General features: G+C 61.2%; 21 protein-coding genes. 9 read left to right on the top strand and 12 right to left on the bottom strand.

Annotation, left to right across the window (positions count from 1 at the left end; genetic code table 11):
* The first annotated feature begins 6 nt into the window (after window positions 1-6).
* Window positions 7-969 (top strand): CobW family GTP-binding protein, encoded by a 963-nt coding sequence (locus GJU48_RS24550; protein WP_094949020.1) that lies wholly within the window; start codon window positions 7-9, stop codon window positions 967-969.
* Here GJU48_RS24550 and GJU48_RS24545 read toward each other — a convergent pair.
* On the bottom strand, window positions 963-1,358 hold the full coding sequence (locus GJU48_RS24545) for a DUF3301 domain-containing protein (protein ID WP_094949019.1): 396 nt from the start codon (window positions 1,356-1,358) through the stop codon (window positions 963-965). The two genes, GJU48_RS24550 and GJU48_RS24545, sit on opposite strands and share 7 nt — an antisense overlap.
* A 117-nt stretch (window positions 1,359-1,475) precedes the next feature.
* Between GJU48_RS24545 and pdxY the strand changes: the two genes are divergently transcribed.
* On the top strand, window positions 1,476-2,348 hold the full coding sequence (pdxY, locus tag GJU48_RS24540; protein WP_094949018.1) for a pyridoxal kinase PdxY: 873 nt from the start codon (window positions 1,476-1,478) through the stop codon (window positions 2,346-2,348).
* Window positions 2,349-2,461: 113 nt separating this feature from the next.
* On the opposite strand, the gene GJU48_RS24535 is transcribed toward pdxY, so the two are convergent.
* Window positions 2,462-2,947, bottom strand: coding sequence for an acyl-CoA thioesterase (locus tag GJU48_RS24535; RefSeq protein ID WP_094949016.1), 486 nt, complete (start codon window positions 2,945-2,947; stop codon window positions 2,462-2,464).
* A gap of 292 nt (window positions 2,948-3,239) precedes the next feature.
* Here GJU48_RS24535 and GJU48_RS24530 point away from each other — a divergent pair, with 292 nt between their 5' ends.
* Window positions 3,240-5,003 carry a cation:proton antiporter gene (locus tag GJU48_RS24530; RefSeq protein WP_094949015.1) on the top strand — a complete coding sequence of 588 codons (1,764 nt, stop codon included), beginning with the start codon at window positions 3,240-3,242 and terminating at the stop codon, window positions 5,001-5,003.
* 17 nt (window positions 5,004-5,020) lie between these two features.
* Here the strand turns inward: GJU48_RS24530 and GJU48_RS24525 are convergent, their stop codons facing one another.
* The 3 genes from GJU48_RS24525 to uvrD form a co-directional block, all read right to left on the bottom strand.
* Window positions 5,021-5,428, bottom strand: coding sequence for an SMI1/KNR4 family protein (locus GJU48_RS24525; RefSeq protein WP_017739032.1), 408 nt, complete (start codon window positions 5,426-5,428; stop codon window positions 5,021-5,023).
* A 136-nt stretch (window positions 5,429-5,564) separates the two neighbouring features.
* Window positions 5,565-6,434, bottom strand: a complete 870-nt coding sequence (locus tag GJU48_RS24520) for a Tim44 domain-containing protein (RefSeq protein ID WP_094949014.1) — start codon at window positions 6,432-6,434, stop codon at window positions 5,565-5,567.
* Window positions 6,435-6,614: 180 nt separating this feature from the next.
* A complete protein-coding gene (uvrD, locus tag GJU48_RS24515) occupies window positions 6,615-8,798 on the bottom strand; it encodes a DNA helicase II (protein ID WP_094949013.1) in 2,184 nt (727 codons plus the stop codon).
* Window positions 8,799-9,078: 280 nt separating this feature from the next.
* Here uvrD and GJU48_RS24510 point away from each other — a divergent pair, with 280 nt between their 5' ends.
* The 3 genes from GJU48_RS24510 (at window position 9,079) to GJU48_RS25435 (ending at window position 13,401) form a co-directional block, all read left to right on the top strand.
* A complete protein-coding gene (locus GJU48_RS24510; RefSeq protein ID WP_094949012.1) occupies window positions 9,079-11,952 on the top strand; it encodes a GGDEF domain-containing phosphodiesterase in 2,874 nt (957 codons plus the stop codon).
* A gap of 162 nt (window positions 11,953-12,114) precedes the next feature.
* A complete protein-coding gene (gene hexR, locus GJU48_RS24505; RefSeq protein WP_010168370.1) occupies window positions 12,115-12,981 on the top strand; it encodes a transcriptional regulator HexR in 867 nt (288 codons plus the stop codon).
* A gap of 225 nt (window positions 12,982-13,206) precedes the next feature.
* Complete coding sequence (locus GJU48_RS25435; RefSeq protein ID WP_082895969.1) at window positions 13,207-13,401, top strand: PA3496 family putative envelope integrity protein; 195 nt, start codon at window positions 13,207-13,209, stop codon at window positions 13,399-13,401.
* Here the strand turns inward: GJU48_RS25435 and GJU48_RS24500 are convergent.
* Window positions 13,331-14,305, bottom strand: a complete 975-nt coding sequence (locus GJU48_RS24500) for a LysR family transcriptional regulator (RefSeq protein WP_094949011.1) — start codon at window positions 14,303-14,305, stop codon at window positions 13,331-13,333. The two genes, GJU48_RS25435 and GJU48_RS24500, sit on opposite strands and share 71 nt — an antisense overlap.
* Window positions 14,306-14,501: 196 nt before the next feature.
* Between GJU48_RS24500 and GJU48_RS24495 the strand changes: the two genes are divergently transcribed.
* Both GJU48_RS24495 and oadA read left to right on the top strand, forming a co-directional pair.
* Window positions 14,502-15,917 carry an acetyl-CoA carboxylase biotin carboxylase subunit gene (locus GJU48_RS24495; protein ID WP_003213442.1) on the top strand — a complete coding sequence of 472 codons (1,416 nt, stop codon included), beginning with the start codon at window positions 14,502-14,504 and terminating at the stop codon, window positions 15,915-15,917.
* A 94-nt stretch (window positions 15,918-16,011) separates the two neighbouring features.
* On the top strand, window positions 16,012-17,820 hold the full coding sequence (gene oadA, locus GJU48_RS24490) for a sodium-extruding oxaloacetate decarboxylase subunit alpha (protein WP_094949010.1): 1,809 nt from the start codon (window positions 16,012-16,014) through the stop codon (window positions 17,818-17,820).
* Between the two features lie 85 nt (window positions 17,821-17,905).
* Here the strand turns inward: oadA and GJU48_RS24485 are convergent, their stop codons facing one another.
* The 4 genes from GJU48_RS24485 to GJU48_RS24470 form a co-directional block, all read right to left on the bottom strand.
* Window positions 17,906-19,192, bottom strand: coding sequence for an autotransporter outer membrane beta-barrel domain-containing protein (locus GJU48_RS24485; RefSeq protein WP_155296089.1), 1,287 nt, complete (start codon window positions 19,190-19,192; stop codon window positions 17,906-17,908).
* A 251-nt stretch (window positions 19,193-19,443) separates the two neighbouring features.
* Entirely contained in the window at window positions 19,444-20,115 is a 672-nt protein-coding gene (locus GJU48_RS24480) for a GNAT family N-acetyltransferase (RefSeq protein WP_094949006.1), read from the bottom strand.
* A 10-nt stretch (window positions 20,116-20,125) separates the two neighbouring features.
* On the bottom strand, window positions 20,126-20,572 hold the full coding sequence (locus GJU48_RS24475) for a GNAT family N-acetyltransferase (protein ID WP_094949005.1): 447 nt from the start codon (window positions 20,570-20,572) through the stop codon (window positions 20,126-20,128).
* A complete protein-coding gene (locus GJU48_RS24470) occupies window positions 20,569-21,207 on the bottom strand; it encodes an FMN-binding negative transcriptional regulator (protein ID WP_094949004.1) in 639 nt (212 codons plus the stop codon). The genes GJU48_RS24475 and GJU48_RS24470 overlap by 4 nt, the downstream gene beginning before the upstream one ends.
* Before the next feature lie 87 nt (window positions 21,208-21,294).
* Here GJU48_RS24470 and pdxR point away from each other — a divergent pair, with 87 nt between their 5' ends.
* Window positions 21,295-22,860, top strand: a complete 1,566-nt coding sequence (gene pdxR / locus GJU48_RS24465; RefSeq protein ID WP_094949003.1) for a MocR-like pyridoxine biosynthesis transcription factor PdxR — start codon at window positions 21,295-21,297, stop codon at window positions 22,858-22,860.
* Here the strand turns inward: pdxR and GJU48_RS24460 are convergent.
* Both GJU48_RS24460 and GJU48_RS24455 read right to left on the bottom strand, forming a co-directional pair.
* Window positions 22,849-23,940 carry a polyamine ABC transporter substrate-binding protein gene (locus GJU48_RS24460; protein WP_094949002.1) on the bottom strand — a complete coding sequence of 364 codons (1,092 nt, stop codon included), beginning with the start codon at window positions 23,938-23,940 and terminating at the stop codon, window positions 22,849-22,851. The genes pdxR and GJU48_RS24460 overlap by 12 nt on opposite strands.
* Complete coding sequence (locus GJU48_RS24455) at window positions 23,937-24,971, bottom strand: histone deacetylase family protein (RefSeq protein ID WP_094949001.1); 1,035 nt, start codon at window positions 24,969-24,971, stop codon at window positions 23,937-23,939. Before GJU48_RS24455 ends, GJU48_RS24460 begins: the two co-directional genes overlap by 4 nt.
* Window positions 24,972-24,975: the final 4 nt, after the last annotated feature.

The raw sequence follows: 24,975 nt of genomic DNA, 5'->3' as shown, positions 1-24,975 counted from the left end.
CCCAACATGCTGCAGAACATTCCCACCCACGTGATTGCCGGGCCTTTGGGCGCCGGCAAGACCAGCCTGATCAAGCACCTGCTTGCCCAACGCCCGGCCAACGAGCGCTGGGCGGTGTTGATCAACGAGTTCGGGCAGATCGGCCTGGACGCCGCCTTGCTGACCCAGGATGACGACGGCATTGCCCTGGGCGAAGTAGCGGGCGGCTGCCTGTGTTGTGTGAATGGTGCACCGTTCCAGGTAGGCCTGGGCCGCCTGCTGCGTAAGGCCAAGCCGGATCGGCTGTTTATCGAACCCTCGGGCCTTGGCCACCCGGCGCAGTTGCTCAAGCAATTGCGGCAGGCGCCGTGGCAGGGCGTGTTGGCGGTTCAGCCGTGCGTGCTGGTGCTGGATGCCGAGGCGCTGGCGGCGGGCAAACCTTTGCCTGATGCGCAACGCGAGACGCTGGCCAGTGCCGGGCTGTTGGTGTTGAACAAGGATGAGTCGCTGGATGCCGCGCAGCGCCAGGCCATTGAACAGCAATTACCCGACTGCCCGCTTTACTGGACGCGCCAGGCGCAATTGCCGCTCGAACGGTTGCCGGGCCTGAATGCGCAGGCCAACGCGGCTGTGGATAACTTCGACGTGCCCAAAGGCTTGGCGCAGCTGCCGGCTATCTGGGCCGACCCCGCGCAGCCCATCTGCCTCAGCCAGGCTCAAGAAGGCGGGTGGAGTATTGGATGGCGCTGGCACCCGAGCCAGTACTTTGCCACCCAGCGCTTGCATCACTGGCTGACAAGTCTTGAGTGGCGCCGTGCCAAACTGGTTATCCACAGCACCGAAGGTTGGGTCAGCGCCAATGCTGTGGATAACAGCACCCTCACCTGGAAACCCAGCGAATGGCGTCGCGACTCACGTATTGAATTGATCTTTGGCCAGCCACAGGACGTGGCCGCCTTGCAGCGTGCGTTAGCGGCCTGCCGTCAGTGACGGTTCTTGCTGGCGTGGTCCTGGCGCCATTGGCTCAGCTCGATCACTTCAGCGCTGGGCAGCGGCGTTTTGATCTCGAACGGGTAGGGCGCCAGTTCGATCTGCGCGCTGTGGGCGCCAAATTGGGTGATTGTCCCAGGATGGCGGGCTTCGCCGGTCACGGTGAACTCAAAGTTATAGATGCGCGCCAGACGGCGCCGACCATTGGCATCTTTCACAAAACCGATGCGCTTTAGCGCTACTGCGCCGTCGAGCAGTTCGATATCAAGCTTGGCGCAATGCTGCTTGACCCGCTCCAGCGCCCGCTCGCGCAGGCCGTGGTTGTGCCACACCCAAGCGGCGCAGGTCGCCAACAGCATCAATACGAAGATGTTTCCCAGGGTCAGCATGCAGTGAACTCCAACAAAGTGAGAGCAGCTTAACTGTGTCGCCGGCCTGTCGTATAGGCTGTGTTTAGTCGCATACTGCGCGGCCAGAATTTCAACGGCTTTACGGAAATCTCCCGCATGAAACGCACACCTCATCTGCTTGCGATCCAGTCTCATGTGGTCTTTGGCCACGCCGGAAACAGCGCGGCCGTATTCCCCATGCAGCGGGTCGGGGTGAACGTCTGGCCGCTCAACACGGTGCAGTTCTCCAACCACACCCAGTATGGTCAGTGGGCGGGCGAAGTGTTGGCGTCGCAGCAAATTCCGGCGCTGGTGGAAGGCATTGCCGCGATTGGCGAGCTGGGTAACTGCGATGCGGTGCTGTCCGGCTACCTGGGCAGTGCCGACCAAGGCCGTGCGATTCTTACCGGCGTGGCGCGCATCAAGGCCATCAACCCCAAGGCCTTGTACCTGTGCGACCCGGTGATGGGCCACCCGGAAAAGGGCTGCATCGTGCCCCAGGAAGTCAGCGATTTTCTGCTGGACGAGGCGGCGGCCATGGCGGATTTCCTCTGCCCCAACCAGCTGGAGCTGGACAGCTTTGCCGGGCGCAAGCCGCAATCGCTGTTTGATTGCCTGGGCATGGCCAGGGCGCTGCTGGCTCTCGGGCCCAAGGCCGTGCTGGTCAAGCACTTGGATTATCCGGGCAAGCTACCGGATGGCTTTGAGATGCTGCTGGTAACGGCTGAAGGCAGCTGGCACTTGCGTCGGCCGCTGTTGGCCTTCCCGCGTCAGCCGGTGGGCGTGGGCGACTTGACGTCGGGATTGTTCCTGGCGCGGGTGCTGTTGGGCGACAGCCTGTTGGCGGCCTTTGAGTTCACGGCGGCGGCGGTGCATGAAGTGCTGCTGGAAACCCAGGCCTGCGCGAGCTACGAGCTGGAACTGGTGCGCGCCCAGGACCGCATAGCCCATCCTCGAGTACGTTTTGAGGCGACACCGATCAGCTTTTAGGGATTAGTCTGATCGAGTACCGCAAGGGGCAGCGATAGGCTCGTGGCATGAACCAGCTGGATCAGCGCTTCGGCGTGTGTGCTCACTTTCCTCTTTGCGTGTTGGAATGAGCCTTACGGCCCGTCGGCTTTGATTTCCTGGTAGCGTTTTTCCAGCTCTTGGCGAATCTGCCGACGCTGCTGCGCCTGCACGAACCGGCGTTTGTCTTCGCTGTTCTGCGGCTGCAGCGGCGGTACGACGGCGGGTTTGCGCTGGTCGTCCACGGCCACCATGGTGAAGAAGCAGCTGTTGGTATGGCGCACCGAGCGCTCGCGGATGTTCTCGGTCACCACTTTGATCCCCACTTCCATCGACGTGTTGCCGGTGTAGTTGACCGAGGCGAGGAAGGTCACCAGTTCACCGACATGGATCGGCTCACGAAAAATCACCTGGTCGACCGACAAGGTCACCACATAGCGGCCGGCATAACGGCTCGCGCAGGCGTAGGCCACTTCGTCGAGGTACTTGAGCAGGGTGCCGCCGTGCACATTGCCTGAGAAGTTGGCCATGTCAGGGGTCATCAATACCGTCATCGACAGCTGGGCGTTTCCGGGTTCCATAGCACACTCACGGGTTGTAGGCATCGGTTGGGGAGGCACCTCTGTGGGTGCTGGAATCTTTGCAGCGCTCTCCCTTACGGGACGCCAGTGGGCGGCTTGCCGTCACGCGGTCACCGATCTGTTTCCATATATTGCACCGGCTTTTTGCCGGAAGTCGCGGTGTTAACCTTCAAAAGCCCGTCTCAGGGCATTTCTTACGACAAAGGCCGACTTTTCCTTCCGCTTATTGCGACCGTTCCAAGGTCCGGGTGGAAGTGGGAAAAGCGCCAGTACCCTTAAGGAGCCCCTCGCCATGCACGCCATCAGTTTTATCCAGGACTTGGCCGTGATCATGCTGGTGGCGGGGGTTGTCACCATCCTGTTTCACCGCCTCAAGCAGCCCGTGGTGCTGGGGTATATCGTTGCCGGGTTCATCATCGGCCCCCACACCCCGCCCTTCGGCCTGATCCACGACGAAGACACGATCAAGACCCTCGCCGAGCTGGGGGTGATCTTCCTGATGTTCTGCCTGGGCCTGGAGTTCAGCCTGCGCAAGCTGTTCAAGGTTGGCGCCACGGCGTTTATCGCCGCGTTCCTCGAGATCATTCTGATGATCTGGATCGGCTACGAAATCGGCCGCTGGTTCGACTGGAACACCATGGACTCGCTGTTCCTCGGCGCGATCCTGGCGATTTCCTCGACCACCATCATCGTCAAGGCGCTCAACGACCTGAAGATGAAAAACCAGCGCTTCGCCCAGCTGATTTTCGGCGTGCTGATCGTTGAGGACATCCTCGGTATCGGCATCATCGCCTTGCTGTCGAGCATTGCCGTGAGCGGTACGGTCAGTTCCGGCGAGGTGTTCTCCACGGTCGGTAAGCTCTCGCTGTTTATGATCGTCGCGCTGGTGATTGGCATTTTGCTGGTGCCGCGCCTGCTGGCCTACGTGGCCAAGTTCGAAAGTAACGAGATGCTGTTGATCACCGTATTGGGCCTGTGTTTCGGCTTCTGCCTGCTGGTGGTGAAGCTTGAATACAGCATGGTGCTGGGCGCGTTCCTGATTGGCGCGATCATGGCCGAATCTCGTCAGTTGATTAAGATTGAGCGTCTGATCGAACCCGTTCGCGACATGTTCAGCGCGATCTTCTTTGTGGCGATTGGCTTGATGATCGACCCACAGATCCTGCTGCAATACGCGTGGCCGATCGCGGTCATTACCGTGGCGGTGGTGTTGGGCAAGATGTTGTCCTGCGGCCTGGGGGCGTTTATCGCCGGCAACGACGGCCGCACCTCGCTGCGGGTGGGCATGGGGCTGTCACAGATTGGCGAGTTTTCCTTCATCATCGCCGCGTTGGGCATGACCTTGCAGGTGACCAGCGATTTCCTCTATCCAGTGGCCGTGGCCGTGTCGGCAATCACCACGTTGCTCACGCCGTACCTGATTCGCGGCGCCGACCCGTTGTCGTTGAAGATTGCGGCGGTGATGCCCAAACGCATGAGCCGGGTGTTTGGCATGTATGGCGAGTGGCTGCGCAGCATTCAGCCTCAGGGTGAGGGTGCAATGCTTGCGTCGATGATTCGCAAGATCATCCTGCAAGTGGGTGTAAACCTGGCGTTGGTGGTGGCGATCTTCTTTACTGGCAGCTTCTTCGCGGCACGCATCGGTGGGTACCTGGAGGGTTGGATCAGTGACCCAAGTTGGCAGAAGGCGTTGATCTGGGGCGGGGCGTTGTTGTTGTCGCTGCCGTTTTTGATTGCGGCGTATCGCAAGCTCAAGGCGCTGTCGATGTTGCTGGCGGAGATGAGCGTGAAGCCGGAAATGGCCGGGCGGCATACCCAGCGCGTGCGACGAGTGATCGCCGAACTGATCCCCATCCTCTCGCTGCTGGTGATTTTCCTGCTACTGGCAGCCTTGTCGGCCAGTATTTTGCCGACCAACAAGTTGCTGGCGCTGATCGCCGTGGTGGCGGCAGCGGTGGCGGCGGTGCTCTGGCGGTGGTTCATCCGCGTGCATACGCGGATGCAGGTCGCCTTGCTGGAGACCCTGGATAACCACAAAGATACGCCGGAGCACTAGAGGCCGGGGTGTGGGGCTCAGCTTTCCAGCCAGACGTCCCGCGCCCAGTGCCACACCGATTCCCAAGTTTCTTCGGTGACCAGTTCTTCTTCGCCGGACCACAGCACCACGGTGCCGTCTTCTTCGACGCAGTAGTAGTCGTCGCCGTCCTGGCAGATCGGGATCATGCTGCGGTCAACGCCGGCATCCCAGGCGTTGGCGGCAACGTCTGGCAGGTAGGTGTGGGACTGCGGGTCGGTGACGGTCACCGGCTCCAGGCTGCCATACACCACGTCGCTGACGGTCAGCAGGAATTCGCGGAAGACAAACGGGATGTCGATGAACAGTTGTTCCTCGATTTCCACCAGTTGGTCTTCGTCAGGCAGCTCCAGAGGCACCGGGACCGGTTCGTTGGCTTCACGCAATTGTTCGATGATTTCTTCCACGGCCGGGATCCTCTTGCTAGATGGCGCGGTTAATAGGGGCGTTTTATACAGTAGCTCGCTATAAGTGCAACCGTGAAATAGAAAACCCCGGAACATGTCCGGGGTTTTTATTACCAAGTGCTCAAACGCGCAGCGATCAGCCGTTCTGGCGGATACCGGCAACCAGCCATGGCTGGTTGTCGCCTTGCGGGCGTTCCATGTTCCAGCTTTCGCTGAACACTTCACCCTGGTCGAAACGCGAAGTCTTAGACACGCCGCTGAAGGTCAAAGTTGCGATGGTCTTGTCGGCGCGATCATCCACACCTTCCAGCTGTACGCGCAGGTCGTCGATGTAAGTCGACTGGAACGCATCGCCCAGGTCAGCGCGTTCGCGCTTGAGGAACTCCAGCAGTTGCGGGGTCACGAACTCGGAGATCTTATCCATTTCGTTGGCGTCCCAGTGTTGCTGCAGGGACTGGAAGTGGCTGCGTGCCGCTTCGACGAAACGCTCTTCGTTGAACCAGGCCGGTGCGTTGATAACCGGACGAGCGGCAGCAGGTGCAGCCGAACCGCCGAAGATCGAACCCATGGCTGGTTTTTGCTCGAACGCTTCACGCTGCATCGGCGCGCCGGCTGGAGCCAAGTGCTCCTGCTGCTTGCGGCGACGGGCGGCGATAAAGCGGAAGATCAGGAAGGCGATGACCGCCATGATCAGGATGTCGAAGATCTGCATACCCTGGAAGCCGCCGCCCATGAACATGGACGCGAGCAGGCCACCGGCAGCGATACCGGCCAGAGGGCCCAACCAGCGCGAAGCACCGCCAGCTTTGGCTGCTGCGCCAGCCGCACCGGTTGCACCCGCCGTTGCCGCTGCACCGCCGGCACCGGCGGCTGGAGCCATTTGGCTGGTCTGGTGAGTCGGCGCCGAGCCCATGCTTTTGCCGCCACCGAAGCGCTTGGCGTTGGCGTCGAGGCTCATCGTCAGGCCGATGCACAACGCCATGGCGATGCTAAGAAAACGTTTCATCAAGGGAATTCCCATTTGTGGATTGCACGCGCGCCATGTTGCACAGGTGTCGTGACACTGGCTAGCGGCATAATGTTTCGGGCTTTTACGTAAGACAAATCCCGAAAGGTCTGTAGGACTAGTTACAGATATTGGCCCGCGTTCCTCAAAAACAAGGACCGGAGCGTGGGAATGCTCAGGTCAGAGGGCTTCGAGCTTCGCGTAGCCCATCATCAGCCACTTGCTGCCTTCGGCGAAGTTCACCTGCACCCGTGCCTGGGCACCGGCGCCTTCGAAGTTGAGGATCACACCCTCGCCGAAGACCGCATGCTTGACCTGCTGGCCAAGGCTGAACGGCGTTTCCGGAATTTCGGAGCCGGCAAACATGCTGCTGGAGTTCTGCTGCTGGCCGCCGCCGAACGGGCGGCTGACGCTGTTGGACAAGCGCACTTCCTGGATCAAACCTTTCGGCACTTCACGTACGAAGCGCGACACCTTGTTGTAGGTCTCGCTGCCGTACAGGCGTCGGGTCTCGGCGTAGGTCATCACCAGGTTCTGCATGGCCCGGGTGATGCCCACGTAAGCCAAGCGGCGTTCTTCTTCAAGGCGGCCGGGCTCTTCCAGGCTCATCTTGTGCGGGAACAGGCCTTCTTCCATGCCCACCAGGAACACGTAAGGGAATTCCAGGCCCTTGGCGCTGTGCAAGGTCATCAACTGGACGCTGTCTTCATGCTCATCGGCCTGGGTATCACCCGCTTCCAGCGAAGCATGGCCGAGGAAGGCGGCGAGCGGGGTCAGCTCTTCATCGTCCTCAGTGTTCTCGAACGCGCGGGCGGCGCTGACCAGTTCCTCAAGGTTTTCTACCCGGGCCTGGCCTTTCTCGCCTTTTTCCGCTTCGTGATAGGCAATCAGCCCGGACTGTTCGATCACGGTCTGGGTCATCAAGTGCAGGGGCATTTCTGCGCACTTGGCGGCCAGGTTCTCGATCAGCTCGACAAACACGCCCAAGGCACCGGCGGCGCGGCCGGTCAGGCCTTTATTGGCGATCAGCAAGCGCATGGCTTCCCACATCGACACATCGGCGTGGCGTGCGTGGTCGCGAATGGCCTCGACGGTCTTCTCGCCAATGCCACGCGCCGGGATATTGATCACCCGCTCCAGCGCCGCGTCATTGCCACGGCCTTCCAGCAGGCGCAGGTAGGCCATGGCGTTCTTGATTTCCGCACGCTCGAAGAAGCGCTGGCCGCCATAGATGCGGTACGGGATGCGCTCGCGCAGCAAGGCTTCTTCCAATACCCGCGATTGGGCGTTGGAGCGGTACAGAATGGCGATATCGCTGCGCGCCAAGCCGGTTTTCAGCGCGCTTTCGATGGTTTCCACCACATAGCGCGCTTCATCGTGCTCGTTGAACGCGGCGTACAAGTTGATCGCTTCGCCTTCGCCGCCGTCCGTCCACAGCTCTTTGCCCATGCGCCCGGTGTTATTGGCGATCAGTGCGTTGGCAGCCTTGAGGATGCCGGCGGTGGAGCGGTAGTTCTGCTCCAGACGGATAGTGATCGCGTCCGGGAAGTCGTCGGAATACTGGTAGATGTTCTCGATCTTCGCGCCACGCCAGCCGTAGATCGACTGGTCGTCATCGCCCACCACCATCAGGCTGTCGCCGCCTTTGGCCAGCAAGCGCAGCCAAGCGTATTGCACGGCGTTGGTGTCCTGGAACTCGTCCACCAGAATGTGCCGGAAGCGCTTCTGGTAATGGGCCAGCAAGCCTGGGTTGTCTCGCCACAGGTCGAGCGCGCGCAGCAGCAGCTCGGAAAAGTCGATCACGCCGGCGCGCACGCAGGCGGCCTCGTACGCTTCATAAATGCTGCGCATGGTGGCCAGGAACAAATCGCCGCTGGCCTGGATATGTTGCGGGCGCAGGCCTTCGTCTTTCTGACCGTTGATAAACCACTGCGCCTGGCGGGCGGGCCAGCGCTGTTCATCGAGGCCCAGCTCGCGGATCACGCGCTTGACCAAGCGTTGCTGGTCATCGCTGTCGAGGATCTGGAAGGTCTGGCTCAGCCCCGCTTCCTGCCAATGCGCCCGCAACAGGCGGTGCGCCAGGCCGTGGAAAGTGCCCACCCACATGCCGGCCGGGCTGATGCCCATCAGCTGCTCGATGCGGTGGCGCATCTCGGCAGCGGCCTTGTTGGTGAAGGTCACCGACAGGATGGAGTGTGGGGACGCGTTTTCGACCTGGATCAACCAGGCGATACGGTGCACCAGCACACGGGTTTTACCGGAACCAGCACCGGCCAGGACCAACTGACGGCCAACGGGGGCTGCTACGGCCTGGCGTTGGGCATCGTTGAGGGAGTTCAGCAAAAGGGAGAGATCATCGCGCATCGGCGCATTCTAGGGTGCCCGGGGGAGTGGGGCAAATCCCAATGCCGGGTGGTCGCAAGAAACCTCAGGAAGCACTTCGGGCGGGGGGAAACATTCTGCCGAGATGGATGACCGGTTGGTCATAGGCTGCAGCCCGCGCAGTGTCTCGCTCGAGGTGTCTGGCTCCGGAGTTTGCGGCGGTTTGTCGCGCGGGTTTTATGACGTGGGGCAGTTTGGCCCACGCGCTTGCTTGTGTATGCTCCGTGCACGTTTCGGGCTCACCATTATAAGAACACTGCCTATGACTCTCAGTCCCGACCTGTTCGGCCCCTCGGCGGCGCCTGCGCAGATCATCCGTAAACATTACGCAACCGAGATGGCGGTCGAACGCACTCGCCTGCTGTACCAAGGGTCATTGCTGCCGACTTTATTGATGTTGGTGAATGGCCTGGTCTGCGCCTGGTTGCTGTGGAACCCCAAACAATATCTGTTGGACAGCGTCTGGCTGATCTGGCTGCTCGCGCTGGTGGCGTTGCGCGTGATCCAGGTGGCGGCCTTTGATTCGGCGATGCCCAGCCGTCAAGCCCAACCGATCTGGCGGCGCATGTTCATGCTCGGCTCGGCGGTCAGCGGCCTGACCTTAGCCACTGCCGCCATCGCCCTGGTGCCGGCGGACAGCTTCATGCAGCAGGCCTGGGTGTTCGGCCTGCTCGGTGCGGCGACGCTGTCGGCCAGCGTCGCCTATGCAGTGAGCCTGCCCGCGTTCCTGTCCTTTGCCGTGCCGTGTCTGGTGCCGGCCATCCTTTATCTGTTCTGGAAGGGCGCGCCTGCGCAACAAGGTTGGGGCGTGCTCGGCCTAATCCTGCTGGGCTCTTTGAGCCTGGTGGCGTGGCAGGTCAACCGCCTGACCCAGCGCGGGTTGTTGCGACGTTTCCAGAACCAGGCACTGATCGAGCATCTACAGCAGGCGCAGCAGCGCAGCGAACGGTTGAATCAGGAGCTGGTGCGCGAAGTTGAGCAGCGGCGCCAGGTCGAACAGGAATTACGCGAAGCCCAGACCGGCCTGCAAGACCGCATGGCGCAACGCAGCCAGGAACTGGACGCCGCCAGCCTCGCCCTGAATAAAAGTGAAGCGCGCCTGGCCATGGCCCTGCAAGCCAGCGAACTGGGGCTGTGGGACTGGAACCTGCAAACCGACGAAGTCCACCACACCCAACTCAAGGAACTGTTCGGCCTGGAACCTGAATACGTCACGGCGATGCTCAGCCACCTCAAGCCGCGCCTGCACCCTGACGACTTGCCGCTGCTCAAGCGCGCGCTGGTGGAGCACCTTAAGGGCCGCAGCGAGGACTATCAGGTCGAATACCGCGTGCGTCATGGCGATGGCCACTGGGTGTGGATCGAAGACCGTGGCCGCGCCGTGGAGCGCACGCCCGGCGGACGGGTCACGCGCATGCTCGGTACTCGCCGCGACATTAGCGCCGGCAAGGTCCTGGAGGAACAGCAGCGTCTGGCGTCGACCGTGTTCGAAGCGGCCAGCGAAGGCATCGTGATTCTTGACCCGGACTACGCGCTGATCGCCGTTAACCAGGCCTTCAGCCGCGTCACCGGTTTTGAAATCGATGACATGCTCGGGCGCAACGTGGTGGAGCTGCCCAGCACTCGCGATGCCCGCCGCCATTTCCCGGTGATTCGCCAGGCATTGCTCAGCCACGGCACCTGGCAGGGCGAGCTGGTGGAAACGCGCAAGAACGGCGAGCTGTACCCGCAATGGCTGCAACTGAACGTGGTGCGCGATGCTCGGGGAAAAGTTAGCCATATTGTCGGCTTCTTCGCCGATCTTTCGGCGCGGCGTGAATCCGAGGAGCGCATGCGCTACCTCACCCACTACGACGAGTTGACCGGCCTGGCCAACCGTTCGCTGTTCCGCGAACGCCTGCGCGAAGCCCATGCGCGCGTGCGCCAAGGCGGGCGCAGCCTGGCGCTGCTGCATATCAACCTGGACCGCTTCAAGTTGCTCAACGACAGCCTCGGCCATGAAGTCGCCGACCAGTTGTTGCAGAAAATGGCGCGCCGGCTGATCAACGCCTTGCCCGAAGCCGACACCATCGCGCGTCTGTCCGGGGATGAGTTCGCCGTGCTGTTCGACGCCTATGGCAACCTGTCGAGCCTCGCGCGTGTGGCTACTCGGCTTCTCGCCAAGCTGCGCGTGCCGGTGACGGTGGAAGGGCATGAGCTGGTGGTCAGCGCCTCTATTGGCGTCAGCCTGCTGCCGGATAATGCGCGGGAAATTTCCGCACTGGTCACCCAGTCGAACATGGCCATGCAACACGCCAAGCACTTGGGCGGCAATAACTTCCAGTTCTACACCGAGAGCCTGCAGGCCAGCACGCTGGAGCGTTTGCAGCTGGAGAACCACCTGCGCAAGGCCATCGAAGAACGCCAGTTGGCGGTGTTCTACCAGCCGAAACTGTGCCTGGCTACCGGCAAGCTGAACGCCGCCGAGGCGCTGATTCGCTGGGAACACCCGCAGTGGGGCATGGTGCCGCCGGCGGACTTTATCGGCCTGGCCGAAGAAACTGGCTTGATCGTACCGCTGGGCGAATTCGTGCTGCGCCAAGCCTGCTGGCAAGCCTGTGAGTGGCAGCGCCAGGGGCTGGCGCCGATTCGGGTGTCGGTGAACCTTTCCGTGCATCAACTGCGCCAAGGCAAGCTGGTCAGCCTGGTGCGTCAGGTGCTCGAAGAGACCGGCCTGGACCCGCAATACCTCGAGCTGGAGCTGACCGAAAGCCAACTGCTCGACAGTGTCGAACACATCATCGCCACCTTCCAGCAACTGCGCGACCTGGGCGTGAAGCTGGCCATCGATGACTTTGGCACCGGCTATTCGTCCCTCAGCTACCTCAAGCGCATCCCCGTGGACTACGTGAAGATCGACCAGACGTTTATTCGCGGGCTGGGCCAGGGCCGCGAGGACGCCGCCATTACCCGCGCCATCATCGCCATGGCCCATGGGCTGGCGCTCAAGGTGGTTGCCGAAGGAGTGGAAGATCAGCAGCAGTTGGATTTCCTGCGCGGGGAACACTGCGATGAAGTGCAGGGCTACCTGATCAGCCGGCCGATGGAGGCGCAAGGGCTAGCAGAATTGTTACGCAAAAATGCAGACTTTCCTTAAAGCGCGCCAGGCCGCCCGTGTGGCTACATGCCGGCCCCCCGCTGATTCAAAGGGCATCAGGGCGATTTAGTGATGCATCGGACGGGCAAAACGGTAATTCTTGTAGTATAACTACAAGCTTGCTACATCCCTGGCACCTGCCAATAACAAGAGTCCTGCCCTTTGAACCTGTTGCAACATATCGCCCAGTCGCGCCACCTGTTACGCAAATCGGAACTCAAGGTTGCCGATCACGTGCTGCTTGACCCTGCGGCCGTGATGCACAGTTCCATGGCCGACCTGGCCCACAGCGTGGGCATCAGTGAGCCGACCATCGTGCGCTTTTGCCGCGCCATCGGTTGCTCCGGGTTCCAGGACTTGAAACTCAAGCTGGCCCAGAGCCTGGCAGCGGGGGCGAGCTTCGGGCAATTTGCGATTCACGAAGACGATTCTGTTGCTGACTACAGCCTGAAAATCTTCGACACCACCTTGCACACCCTCATGGAAGTGCGCGAGAAGCTCGACCCGGTGGAGTTGCAGAAGGCCGTGACCGCGATGTCCCAGGCCCAGCGCGTCGAGTTTTACGGCTTCGGTGCTTCCGGCGCCGTGGCTGCCGATGCCCAGCACAAATTCTTCCGCCTGTTGCTCACCGCAGCGGCCTACAGCGACCCGCACATGCAGGCGATGTCGGCGGTTACGTTGAAACCGACCGATGTGGCCATCTGCATTTCTCAGTCCGGCCGCTCCAAAGACCTGCTGATCACCGCCAACCTGGTGCGTGAAAGCGGCGCGACGCTGATTACCTTGTGCCCAAGCCAGACGCCGTTGGCGGAGCTGTCTACCGTCAACCTTGCGATCGATGTGCACGAAGACACCGAAATCTACACGCCACTGACCTCACGCATCGCCCACTTGGTGGTGATTGACGTGCTGGCGATGGGTGTAGCCATGGCGCGCGGGCCGAGCCTGGTCAACCACCTCAAGAGCGTGAAGCGCAGCTTGCGCAGCCTGCGGTTGTCGCCTAAGTCCGTCAAAGCCCTCGACGACTGATCAAAGGCTGAGCGCGGTCAAAAATGTGGGAGCTGGCGTGCCTGCGATTACGGTCTGCCAGTTGCCATATTGGGTGGCTGATGCATCGCCATCGCAGGCAAGCCAGCTCCCACATTGGCTTTGCGCCAATTTCCGAATATTCATCGTCCTGTAACCCGCGCGCCGCCAAACCGTCATCCCCCGCGCCCATCCTGACCTCCCCGTACTCGCATTGGGAGACTCAACATGGCCCGGCAATACGAAGACAGCAGCACCGTCAAAACCCGTCGTCAGCAGGAAGACCAGCGCCGCATGGCGTTCCGTCGTGCAATCGAAGACCGTTGTGAGGAGCGCCAATTACTCCAGAGCATCAGTGACTACCCGGAACTCCACTGGCAGGCACCCGCGGCTGCCCAGCGAAGCGTTCAGCCAACGCGCTGATCTGCACCCGCTCGCTGCGGATAAAGCCCAGGAACGCATGGGCCACTGGTGACAGGCGCTTGGCCTTGGCCTGCACCAGGCACCAACTGCGGTACAGCGGCAGTTCTTCCACCGGCAGCTCCTTGAGCCCGCCGATGGCCAGTTCCAGGTTGACCGCGTGGCGCGTCAGCAGCGCCACGCCCAACCCCGCGCTCACACACTCACGCTGCGCCTCGGCCGAGGCCACTTCCACCGTCTGGGTGAAGTGCACGCGTTTCTCCTTGAAGTACTCCTCGCAAGCCAGCCGCGTGCCGGAACCCGGCTCGCGCAGCAGCAGCGTGTAAGGCTCCAGGTCCTGCAAGCGCAGCGGGCCTTGCAGGCTCAAAGGATGATCGAGCGGCGCCACGGCGACAATCGGGTTGTTCAGAAACGGCAGAAATTCCAATCCCATGTCCTGGGGCACCATGGACATGATCACCAGATCATCGCGGTTATCCGAAAGCCGGCGAATCACCTGGGCGCGGTTGACCACCGTCAGGTGCAATTGCACTTCCGGGTGCTGGCGCTTGAAGGCGGCAAACAGGTGGGGCACGAAGTACTTGGCGCTGGATTCGATCGCCAACTTCAGCTGGCCCTGCAGCGAGCCTTGCATGTCCGACAGCTGCATATCGAGGTTTTCCAGGCGCCCGAAAATGTCGCGGCTGGCCCGTTGCAAGGCTTCGGCGGCTTCGGTCATGTAGAGCTTTTTGCCGACGTAATCGAACAGCGGCTGGCCGACCAGCTCTTCTAGCTGGCGAATTTGTAGGCTAACGGCTGGTTGTGTGAGGGACATTTCCTCGGCGGCACGGCTGTAGGAACGCAAATCACAGACTTCATTGAAGATCTGCAATTGCCGTAATGTCATACGCATCAATGACTTACGCACTATTTAAATCCTCTCGCCCCAAGCTGTCCGGCCAACTATAAGTCTTTACTTATACACAACCCAATAATTATTGATTTTTGTTAATCCTCCGGTGCGCATAGTGTGTGTCTCGCGACTGTCATGAAACATTTGGTCACGCGCCGACTCGGATCCAGCGGGTCGAAGAACGCAGCAATCGGCTCAAGGGAATTTCCAAGTGATAAAAAAGATCCTGATCGCCAACCGGGGTGAGATTGCCGTACGAATCGTGCGTGCCTGCGCCGAGATGGGCATTCGCTCGGTCGCGGTTTACTCGGACGCCGACCGCCATGCGTTGCACGTAAAACGTGCTGACGAAGCCCACAGCATTGGTGCCGAGCCCCTGGCCGGCTACCTGAACCCGCGCAAGCTGGTGAACCTGGCCGTGGAAACCGGTTGTGATGCGCTGCACCCCGGTTACGGTTTCCTATCGGAAAACGCCGAGCTGGCAGACATCTGCGCCGAACGTGGGATCAAATTCATCGGCCCGTCGGCGGAAGTGATCCGCCGCATGGGCGACAAGACCGAAGCGCGCCGCAGCATGATCAAGGCCGGCGTGCCAGTGACGCCCGGCACTGAAGGCAACGTTGCCGACATCGCTGAAGCCCTCACCGAAGGCGACCGCATTGGTTACCCGGTGATGCTCAAGGCCACCTCCGGTGGCGGCGGTCGCGGTATTCGTCGTTGCAACAGCCGCGAAGAACTCGAACAAGCCTTCCCTCGCGTGATCTCCGAAGCCACCAAGGCATTCGGCTCGGCGGAAGTGTTCCTGGAAAAATGCATCGTCAATCCCAAGCACATCGAGGCGCAGATCCTCGGTGACAGCTTCGGCAATGTGGTGCATTTGTTCGAGCGCGACTGCTCGATCCAGCGCCGTAACCAGAAGCTCATTGAAATCGCCCCAAGCCCGCAACTCACCCCGGAACAGCGCGCTTACATCGGCGACCTGTCGGTGCGCGCGGCCAAGGCCGTGGGCTACGAGAACGCCGGTACCGTGGAGTTCCTGCTCGCCGAGGGCGAGGTGTACTTCATGGAAATGAACACCCGGGTGCAGGTGGAACACACCATCACCGAAGAAATCACCGGCATCGACATCGTTCGCGAGCAGATCCGCATCGCCTCGGGCCTGCCGCTGTCAGTGAAACAGGAAGACATCCAGCACCGTGGTTTCGCGTTGCAGTTCCGTATCAACGCCGAAGACCCGAAGAACAACTTCCTGCCAAGTTTCGGCAAGATTACCCGTTACTACGCGCCCGGCGGCCCCGGCGTGCGTACCGACACGGCGATCTATACCGGCTACACCATCCCGCCGTTCTACGACTCCATGTGCCTGAAACTGGTGGTGTGGGCGTTGACCTGGGAAGAAGCCATGGACCGCGGCCTGCGTGCCCTGGACGACATGCGCCTGCAGGGCGTGAAGACCACCGCCGCCTACTACCAAGAAATCCTGCGCAACCCGGAATTCCGCAGCGGCCAATTTAATACAAGCTTTGTGGAAAGCCACCCTGAGCTGACCAACTACTCGATCAAGCGCAAACCCGAAGAGCTGGCCCTGGCCATCGCCGCCGCCATCGCCGCCCACGCAGGCCTGTGAGGAATATTCCAATGTCTAAAAAAATCTTCGTAACCGACAAGCTGGCCATCGCCGCCGCCATCGCCGCCCACGCAGGCCTGTGAGGAATATTCCAATGTCTAAAAAAATCTTCGTAACCGACACCATCCTGCGCGACGCCCACCAATCGTTGCTGGCGACCCGCATGCGCACCGACGACATGCTGCCGATCTGCGACAAGCTCGACAAAGTTGGCTACTGGTCTCTGGAAGTTTGGGGCGGCGCAACCTTCGACGCCTGCGTACGCTTCCTCAAAGAAGACCCGTGGGAGCGCCTGCGCCAGCTGCGCGCCGCGTTGCCCAACACCCGCCTGCAGATGCTGCTGCGCGGCCAGAACCTGCTGGGCTACCGCCACTACAGCGACGACGTGGTCAAAGCCTTCGTCGCCAAGGCTGCCGTGAATGGCATCGACGTGTTCCGCATCTTCGACGCGATGAACGATGTGCGTAACCTGCGCGTGGCTATCGAGGCGGTGAAAGCCGCCGGCAAACACGCCCAAGGCACCATCGCCTACACCACCAGCCCGGTGCACACCATCGAAGCCTTTGTGGCCCAGGCCAAGCAACTGGAGTCGATGGGTTGCGACTCGATCGCGATCAAGGACATGGCCGGCCTGCTGACCCCGTACGCCACCGGTGAACTGGTCAAGGCGCTGAAAGCCGAACAAAGTCTGCCCATCTTTATTCACTCCCATGACACGGCCGGCTTGGCCGCGATGTGCCAACTCAAGGCCATCGAAAACGGTGCCGACCACATCGACACGGCGATCTCCAGCTTCGCTTGGGGCACCAGCCACCCGGGCACCGAGTCGATGGTTGCCGCCCTCAAAGGCAGCGAATTCGACACCGGCCTCGACCTGGAACTGCTGCAGGAAATTGGCCTGTACTTCTACGCCGTGCGTAAGAAGTACCACCAGTTCGAAAGCGAGTTCACCGCCGTCGACACCCGCGTGCAAGTCAACCAGGTACCGGGCGGGATGATCTCCAACCTGGCCAACCAGTTGAAAGAGCAGGGTGCTCTGAACCGCATGAGCGAAGTGCTGGCCGAAATCCCACGGGTACGGGAAGACCTCGGCTTCCCGCCGCTGGTGACGCCGACCTCGCAGATTGTCGGCACCCAGGCGTTCTTCAACGTGCTGGCCGGCGAGCGCTACAAGACCATCACCAACGAAGTGAAGCTCTACCTGCAAGGCGGCTACGGCAAGGCGCCGGGCACTGTGAACGAAAAACTGCGTCGCCAGGCCATCGGCAGCGAAGAAGTGATCGACGTGCGTCCAGCCGACTTGCTCAAGCCGGAAATGACCAAGCTGCGCGGCGAAATCGGTGCGTTGGCCAAGTCCGAAGAAGACGTGCTGACCTACGCAATGTTCCCGGACATCGGCCGCAAGTTCCTCGAAGAACGTGACGCCGGCACCCTGACGCCCGAAGTGCTGCTGCCGATTCCGGAAGCCGGCGGCGTTGCCCGTGCCGGTGGCGAGGGTGTACCGACTGAGTTCGTTATCGACGTACACGGCGAAAGCTACCGCGTCGATATCACCGGTGTCGGCGTCAAGGCCGAAGGTAAGCGCCACTTCTACCTGTCCATCGATGGCATGCCGGAAGAAGTGGTGTTCGAACCGCTCAACGAGTTTGTCAGCAGTGGCGGCAGCAAGCGCAAGCACGCCACCGAGCCCGGCCATGTCAGCACGGCGATGCCGGGCAACATCGTCGACGTGCTGGTCAAGGAGGGCGACGTGGTGAAAGCCGGCCAGGCCGTGTTGATTACCGAAGCCATGAAGATGGAAACCGAAGTGCAGGCTGCGATTGCCGGCAAGGTCAGCGCCGTTCATGTGGCCAAGGGCGACCGGGTAAACCCTGGCGAAATACTGATTGAAATCGAAGGCTGATTAACAGTCTTCGAGGCTAACGTTTAATCCTCGGGGGGGCAGGTGCCCCCCTTTTTTTTCGCCTGCGTATTGAGGGCGTGCTCGGTTAAGTGTGGCTTGCCTGCGAGCCCCAGGCCTGGCTGCGGCTGTTGGTACCGGCTTGGGCGCTGTAGGTTAGACCGACGCTATGTTGTGTCGACAAGGCAAGGTCCAGGCCGGTTTGCAGGTCCAGGCTGTTACGGTCCAGAGACGTACCTGTGATGGTGAACGCGTCAATGAGCGGCGCAGCGCGAGAGGATTGGCGTACTTGGCTTTCGACTTCGCCGTAGAGGTGTTTCCAGCTCGTACTCAAGTGTGGTGTGAGGCTCATCCGGTTGTCGAAGTGGTACACCGTGGCCAGGCGCAGGCCGAAGGTGCTGCTCAGGTTTTTCTGAGTTTGTGAGCCAACGTTCAGCGCGGCCAGGCCACCTGTTTCCTTGAAGCTGTCGCGGTGATAGCGCTGAAACCCAAGGCCTGCGAAGGGCTCCATGTACAAGTCTTCACTGCCCAGTAGATAGCCCAGCTCGGAGAACACGGTTTGGCTTTGGGCGTTGTAGTTGCCCTTGAGCTGCTCCTTGTATTCAAACAGGGTGACGTTGCGCTTGTTCTGCCCGGTATGGTCGCTGTAGACCGCACCCAGGCGCAGGGCCAACGGCCCATCCTGACGCACGGCGTATCCACCCAGGTGCCAGCTGTCCAGGTCGGCGGAAAAGCGTTTTGCGTCAAAGTGGCTGGTGGATTTTGCGCCCATCACACCTACGCGCCAGGCGTGATCCAGCGCCCAGTCGGCGCCCAGCAACAAACCTTGGGTGCCATATTTCAGACCGGCGCTGCCGCGTTGTTTGTCGAGGCTGGCGTCGTTGCCAAGGCCTTGCGCCCAGAAATGTCCGTTGTCGTCAGTGGGCAGGGTGCGCAGGGTTGAGAGCAGTTGGGTACCGAGCTGCTGCGTGGCGTTTTGGGTGGCGGCAGCCAAGTTGGCATTCTGGCTGCCGGCTAACTGTTCGAGGATGGCGCCGATCCCACCGGGGTGTTTGCTCAACGTGTCCGTGAGTGTCTCTAAGTCCTTGAGGTCTTGCGAGTCCAAATCATCAGGCTCCAGCAAGCCCATCAACGCAGGTTCCAGAACCTTCGCGATTTGCAGGCCATTGTACGAGGTGGCCTGGCCGGTAAGGTCCCCTTTGACCGGTGCTGCTTGCTGTGGGGGCCTTTGCAGCCAGTTGTCGTCAATCGCGTCGTAGGGGTGAGATGTGTACGGCGCGTACTCGATATCGCCTCGCGCCTGTGCGTAGGGAAGGCTGGTGGCGCTGAGCGCAAGGGCCAGGACAAGGGCAAGTCTGTGATGTGTAAAGGGCATGTAATCCCAACCTCTGATGAGTGAGGCCGGGAATTTAGCGAGATGGCGAGGTGATAACTGTCAGGTCATCGACCCCTGTTTTGCGGGAGTTGTCTCTAGTACGGCGCGATTAAAAACGCATCAGCCATTGGCCTGTCAGCGCATGGTTGCGGCTGTTGCTGCCCAGTTCGCCGGTGTAGCCAAGGCCCAGGCTGGGCGGGAAGCGCGAGCCCAAAGCTTGGAATCGCTACTATCTAGAGTGTTTTGCAACGTCAGGCTCGGCACTCGGCCAGTGTTTTCAGTTGGCCGGAACCACTCTGGTTCGCCTGCGACAACCACTCCTCAAACCCTGCCCCAACCGTCGGCCATTCCGAATCCAGGATCGAATACCACGCGGTATCGCGGTTCTGCCCTTTGACCACCATGTGCTGGCGGAACACGCCTTCAAAACTGAAGCCCAAGCGCTCCGCCGCGTATTTGGAGCGGGCATTGCCGTTGTTGCACTTCCATTCCAGGCGACGGTAGCCCTGCTCGAACGCGTACTTGGCCAGCAGGTAGACCGCCTCGGTGCTTTTCGGCGAGCGCTGCATCGGTGCGCCGAAGGTGACGTGGCCGATTTCGATGCGGCCCTGGGCCGGGACGATGGACATCAGGCTGAGGATGCCCTGCACGTCGCCGCTTTGGCGGTCGATCACGCTGAAGAAATACGGTTCGCTGTGCTGGGCATGGTTGTTGAGCCAGGCATCGAACGCGGTGCGTTCGGCAAACGGGCCGTAGGGCAAATAGTCCCAGAGCTTCGGGTCGGCGCCGGGGCCTTCGAGGGCTTGCCACAGGCCGTCGCCATGGCGCGCGGGGTCGAGTTTTTCCAGGCGGATAAAATGCCCTTCGAGCAGTTCAACGGTGGGCGCTGGGACGCCTTTCCAGTCGGCGGGTGAGATAGGCATGCTGCGCTCCTTAAAGACCTTTGCGAAATTGGATAAAGCCAGGACGTTCGGCAATGCGTTCGTAGAGTTGGATCGCCGTGGCATTGGTCTCGTGGGTCAACCAGTGGACCTTGCAGCAACCATCGGCCTTGGCGGTGGCGTAGACGAATTCGATCAGCTTGCGGCCCACGCCGGTGCCGCGTTGGGCCGGGTCCACCAGCAGGTCCTGCAGGTAGCAGGAATTCTCGATGCTCCAGTTGGAGCGGTGGTAGATGAAGTTGACCATGCCCACCGCCTTGCCGTCCTGCCAGGCCAGGGCCGAGTGGGTCGGCTCGTTGGCATCGATCAAGCGTTGCCAGGTGCTTTGGCTAACGGCGTCGGGCAGTTCGGTGTTGTAGAACGTCAAGTACGCCTGCCACAGCGGCAGCCACGCGGCGTGGTCGGCGGCAGTGACCTGGCGGATGTCGATCTGGCTCATTCTGAAGCTCCTTGGGGAATAAAGCGCGCGAGGGTCTGGTCGCGCACATCGATGCTGGCAGCCAGGCCCTCGCGCACGCCGTTGATATCAGCTTGGCTGCGGTTCTGGCTGAGTTTGCGCTTGCCGATCAGGCGCTCGATGGGCAGGGCGAAACCGACGATGGCCTTGAGCATGCCGTCAATGTAGTCGGCCGGGGCGTCGCTGACTTTCCACGGCTGGGCGCGGCCGCCTTCGTGGCGATCGGTGAGTGCCGTGACCAAGGCGAGTAAACGCTCGGCGTCGGTAAATACTTCTGCCTTGCCGTACGCATGCACCGCGATGTAATTCCAGGTCGGCACCACTTTGCCGTGCTCGGCCTTGGCCGGGTAGAACGCCGGGCTGATATAGGCATCGGCGCCGGCAAAAATGACCAGGGCTTCGCTGCCATTTTGCAGGTCACGCCACTGCGGGTTGGCTTTGGCCAGGTGCCCGTAGAGCGTGCCGTTCGGGCCTTCATCAGGGTTCAGCAGCAGCGGCAAGTGGCTGGCTTGCAGGCCTTGCTCACCAAAGGTCACCAACTGCGCCAAGCGCGCGTGCTGGATCAGCTGGTGCAGTTCGGGCAAATCGTCGAGAGCAAAAGCGCGGGGTCTGTACATGGAAATATTCCTTGGCGAATGCCTGCATCCTAGGCAGGCTAATGGTTCGTTGTAAGAGCCATCTAGCGCCAATTTCATAGGTCCAATATGCCGTCGATCTCGCCGCCACTGTCATTCAACCCTGCAGGTATCGAGCTGGATCGCCGCCAGGGGCTGACGCGCCAGCTGTATGACGCCTTGCGCCAGCGGGTGCTGGATGGGCGGCTGGTCAGCGGCACACGCTTGCCCGCCACCCGTGACTTGGCGGCGGCGCTGTCGATCTCGCGAAACAGTGTGGTGCGCGCCTACGATCAGCTGTATGCGGAGGGGTTTATTGAGAGCCGGGTCGGCGATGGTACTTATGTAGCCCAACTGCCCACGGCAAAAAAACTATCCACAAAACTATCCACAGGGTTTTCAACAGGCTTATCCCCAACCTTATCCACAAAGTGGGCGGATTTGCCGGAAGATCTGGACAGTGAAGTTATCCACAGCGCGGGTTTGACGCGGGTAAAAAATAACCACCTGTCCCTGCCTCCCTCGGGGCCGCCTCGGGCGTTTCGTGTGGGTGTGCCGGCCTTTGATCTGTTTCCGTTTGAGGTATGGGCCAAGCTGAATGGGGCGTTCTGGCGCAAGCCTGACTTGCAACAGCTCTGCTACGGTGACCCGGCTGGTGACGGCCGTCTGCGCGGTTTGATCGCCGCTTACCTGCGCAGCTCGCGAGGCATGCAGTGCACCGCTGAGCAAATTGTGATCACCTGCGGCGCGCAACAGGCAATTAGCCTTTGTGCACAGTTGCTGGTAGAGCCCGGCGATGGGGTGGCGGTGGAGAATCCAGGCTATCGCGCGGCAGGCCATGCGTTCGCTTTGGCCGGCGGGCGATTGCAGGGTGTGCCGGTGGATGGCGAGGGTATCGATTGCCAGGTGCTCAACACGCTCAAGGATTGCCGTGTGGCCTATGTCACGCCGTCCCATCAATACCCATTGGGCGTGGTAATGAGCCTGGCGCGGCGTTTGGAGTTGCTGGCCTGGGCCGAGCGTGCAGGCGGCTGGATCATCGAGGACGACTACGACGGCGAATACCGCTACAGCGGCGCGCCTCTTTCACCTTTGGCGGCGCTGGATCGCAGTGGGCGAGTGCTGTACGTCGGCACCTTCGGCAAGGTGGCGTTCCCCGCCTTGCGTCTGGGTTACCTGGTACTGCCGCAAGGATTGGTGGACGCCTTTACCCGCCGGCGCGCCGTGGACATGCGCCATTCCGAAGTCAGTACCCAGGCGGTGATGGCGGAGTTCATGGCGGCCGGGCATTTCCAGCGGCACATTCGCCGGATGCGGCGTGCCGCATTGAGCCGACGCAACGCCTTGCTCGCCGGTTGGCCCAGTGGCTTGCCAGGTGTCGGCGAACTGCCCAGTGTCGCCGCCGGGCTGCACTTGACGGTGCGCGTGGACAGCTTGGCGCGCGAGCAGCAATTGCTGGCCCAGGCGCATGCGGCGGACGTCGAGGTCAACGGTTTGAGCAGCTATTGGCTACCCCAATCCACCACGCCCGCCGATCAGCGTGCCGGGCTGGTGCTGGGCTTCGCCGCGGTGCCTGAGGCGGACATCGCCCTGGCGCTGGAGCGCTTACGGCAGGCATGGGGCACCCGCCATTCGCCTATCGGTTCAGGTCCCTGACTTGATCTTGGTCCAGGCCCGCGTCCGGGCTCGTTCCGCGTCACGCCCCAGTGGTTTGAGGGTGTAGAGCGTGTTCATGGCGGCTTCGGTCGGGTACAGGTTGGGGTTATTGCGGATCGCCGGGTCGACCAGTTCGGTGGCGTCCTTGTTCGGGTTGGGGTAGCCGACAAAGTCGCTGACCGGTGCGATCACCTGCGGTTGCAGCAGGTAGTTGATAAAGGTGTAGGCGTCCTGCGGGTTTTGCGCGCCCTTGGGAATGGCGAGCATGTCGAACCAGATCGGCGCGCCTTCTTTGGGCAGGCGCATGTCCACGGTCACGCCATTTTTGGCCTCTTTGGCGCGGTTGGCGGCCTGGGAAAAACTGCCCGAATAACCAACAGCCACGCAGATGTCGCCGTTGGCGATATCGGCCATGTATTTGGACGAGTGGAAGTAGGTGATGTACGGGCGGATCTTCATCAGCAGCGCTTCGGCCTTGACGTAATCCTTGGGGTTGCTGCTGTTGGGGTCCAGGCCCAGGTGCTGCAAGGCCAGGGGCAGGAGCTCCGAAGGTGAATCCAGCAACGCCACACCGCATTGCTTGAGCTTGCTGATGTTCTCTTCCTTGAAGATCAGGTCCCAACTGTTTACCGGCGCGTTATCGCCCAGCGCTGCTTTTACTTTGGCCGGGTTGAAGCCGATGAGGATGGTGCCGTACATGTAGGGCACGGCAAATTTATTGCCAGGGTCGTTAGCCTCGATCAGCTTCATCAGCTTGGGGTCGAGGTGGTTCCAGTTCGGCAACTGGCTGCGATCCAATGGCTGGAACACGCCGGCTTCGATCTGTTTGGCCAGGAACACATTGGAGGGCACCACCACGTCATAGCCGGAGTTGCCGGTGAGCAGCTTGGCTTCCAGGGCTTCGTTAGTGTCGAAGATGTCGTACACCAGCTTGATCTTGGGGTTCTGTGCCTTGAAGTCTTCAAGCGCCTTGGGCGTGATGTAATCGAACCAGTTGTAGACCTTCAGGGGTTTCTCTTCGGCGTGGGCCGCGCCGCCGATAACCGCAGCACAGAGGACGAGCGACTTGAGCATGTTCATTGGGCGGACTCCTCAAAACCTTCGAGCACGTTGACGGCGTTGATGCCGATTTCTTCCACGGCGTAGCCACCTTCCATCACAAACAGCGTCGGCTTGCCCAGTTGGGCGATGCGCGCACCCATCGCCAGGTAGTCGGGGCTGTCGAGTTTGAACTGTGAAATGGGGTCGTCCTTGAACGTGTCCACACCCAAGGACACCACGATGACATCGGCGCCGTAGCGCTCGATCTCCCGGCAGGCTTGCTCTAGGGCTGCGCTCCAGCGCTCCCAACCGGAACCTGCGGCCAGCGGATAGTTGAAGTTGAAACCAACGCCTGCGCCTTCACCCAGCTCATCGGCGTAGCCCAGGAAGAACGGGAACTCCGCCTCCGGGTGGCCGTGGATCGAGGTGAATAGCACGTCGCTGCGGGCATAAAAAATCGACTGGGTGCCGTTACCGTGGTGGTAATCCACATCGAGGATCGCGACTTTTTTATAGCCTTGGTCGAGAAACGCCTGGGCGGCAATCGCCGCGTTGTTGAGGTAGCAATAACCGCCCATCAAATCGCTGGCGGCGTGATGCCCCGGCGGGCGACACAGGGCAAAGGCGGCGTTGGCACCTTGCGCGATGGCCTGTTGTGCCGTGAGCGCCACTTGCGCCGCGCTATACGCCGCTTGCCAAGTGCCGGCGGTAATCGGCGCACCGCCATCAAAGCTGTAATAACCCAGCTGGCCATGCAGGCTGGTGGGGATGACTTGGCGCAAGGTGCGGGCGGGCCAGGTGTAGGGCAACAGGTCGCCGTCCTTGCCGAATTGAGTCCAGCGCTGCCAGGCACCTTTGAAGAAGTCGAGGTAGTCGCGGCTATGAATGCGGTGCAGCGGCGCCAGGCCAAAGTCCTGCGGCGCCTGCACCGGGCCCAGGTCGCGGTCCTTGACCCGTTGCAGCACATGGTCGGCGCGCGAGGGCATTTCGAAGCAGGGCATCAGTTGCCCGTCCATCAATTCGCAACGGCCGTGATGCAGGTGGTGATCGTCCGAGTAGATCGTCAGCATTTGT

The sequence above is a fragment of the Pseudomonas sp. IB20 genome, from assembly GCF_009707325.1.
GTDB lineage: Bacteria > Pseudomonadota > Gammaproteobacteria > Pseudomonadales > Pseudomonadaceae > Aquipseudomonas.
Note: the sequence above shows the minus strand (reverse complement) of the source record. Positions and strands in the feature narration are given on the sequence as shown.

Bases quoted from the DNA above. Each gene is read 5' to 3' on its own strand.
- uvrD (WP_094949013.1), bottom strand. From the start codon at position 8,798: ATGCGCGATGATCTCTCCCTTTTGCTGAACTCCCTCAACGATGCCCAA.
- GJU48_RS24480 (WP_094949006.1), bottom strand. From the start codon at position 20,115: ATGCCTATCTCACCCGCCGACTGGAAAGGCGTCCCAGCGCCCACCGTT.
- GJU48_RS24510 (WP_094949012.1), top strand. From the start codon at position 9,079: ATGACTCTCAGTCCCGACCTGTTCGGCCCCTCGGCGGCGCCTGCGCAG.
- pdxY (WP_094949018.1), top strand. From the start codon at position 1,476: ATGAAACGCACACCTCATCTGCTTGCGATCCAGTCTCATGTGGTCTTT.
- GJU48_RS24485 (WP_155296089.1), bottom strand. From the start codon at position 19,192: ATGCCCTTTACACATCACAGACTTGCCCTTGTCCTGGCCCTTGCGCTC.
- GJU48_RS24475 (WP_094949005.1), bottom strand. From the start codon at position 20,572: ATGAGCCAGATCGACATCCGCCAGGTCACTGCCGCCGACCACGCCGCG.
- GJU48_RS24530 (WP_094949015.1), top strand. From the start codon at position 3,240: ATGCACGCCATCAGTTTTATCCAGGACTTGGCCGTGATCATGCTGGTG.
- GJU48_RS24520 (WP_094949014.1), bottom strand. From the start codon at position 6,434: ATGAAACGTTTTCTTAGCATCGCCATGGCGTTGTGCATCGGCCTGACG.
- GJU48_RS24455 (WP_094949001.1), bottom strand. From the start codon at position 24,971: ATGCTGACGATCTACTCGGACGATCACCACCTGCATCACGGCCGTTGC.
- GJU48_RS24545 (WP_094949019.1), bottom strand. From the start codon at position 1,358: ATGCTGACCCTGGGAAACATCTTCGTATTGATGCTGTTGGCGACCTGC.
- pdxR (WP_094949003.1), top strand. From the start codon at position 21,295: ATGCCGTCGATCTCGCCGCCACTGTCATTCAACCCTGCAGGTATCGAG.
- GJU48_RS25435 (WP_082895969.1), top strand. From the start codon at position 13,207: ATGGCCCGGCAATACGAAGACAGCAGCACCGTCAAAACCCGTCGTCAG.
- oadA (WP_094949010.1), top strand. From the start codon at position 16,012: ATGTCTAAAAAAATCTTCGTAACCGACACCATCCTGCGCGACGCCCAC.
- GJU48_RS24470 (WP_094949004.1), bottom strand. From the start codon at position 21,207: ATGTACAGACCCCGCGCTTTTGCTCTCGACGATTTGCCCGAACTGCAC.
- GJU48_RS24460 (WP_094949002.1), bottom strand. From the start codon at position 23,940: ATGAACATGCTCAAGTCGCTCGTCCTCTGTGCTGCGGTTATCGGCGGC.
- GJU48_RS24550 (WP_094949020.1), top strand. From the start codon at position 7: ATGCTGCAGAACATTCCCACCCACGTGATTGCCGGGCCTTTGGGCGCC.
- GJU48_RS24535 (WP_094949016.1), bottom strand. From the start codon at position 2,947: ATGGAACCCGGAAACGCCCAGCTGTCGATGACGGTATTGATGACCCCT.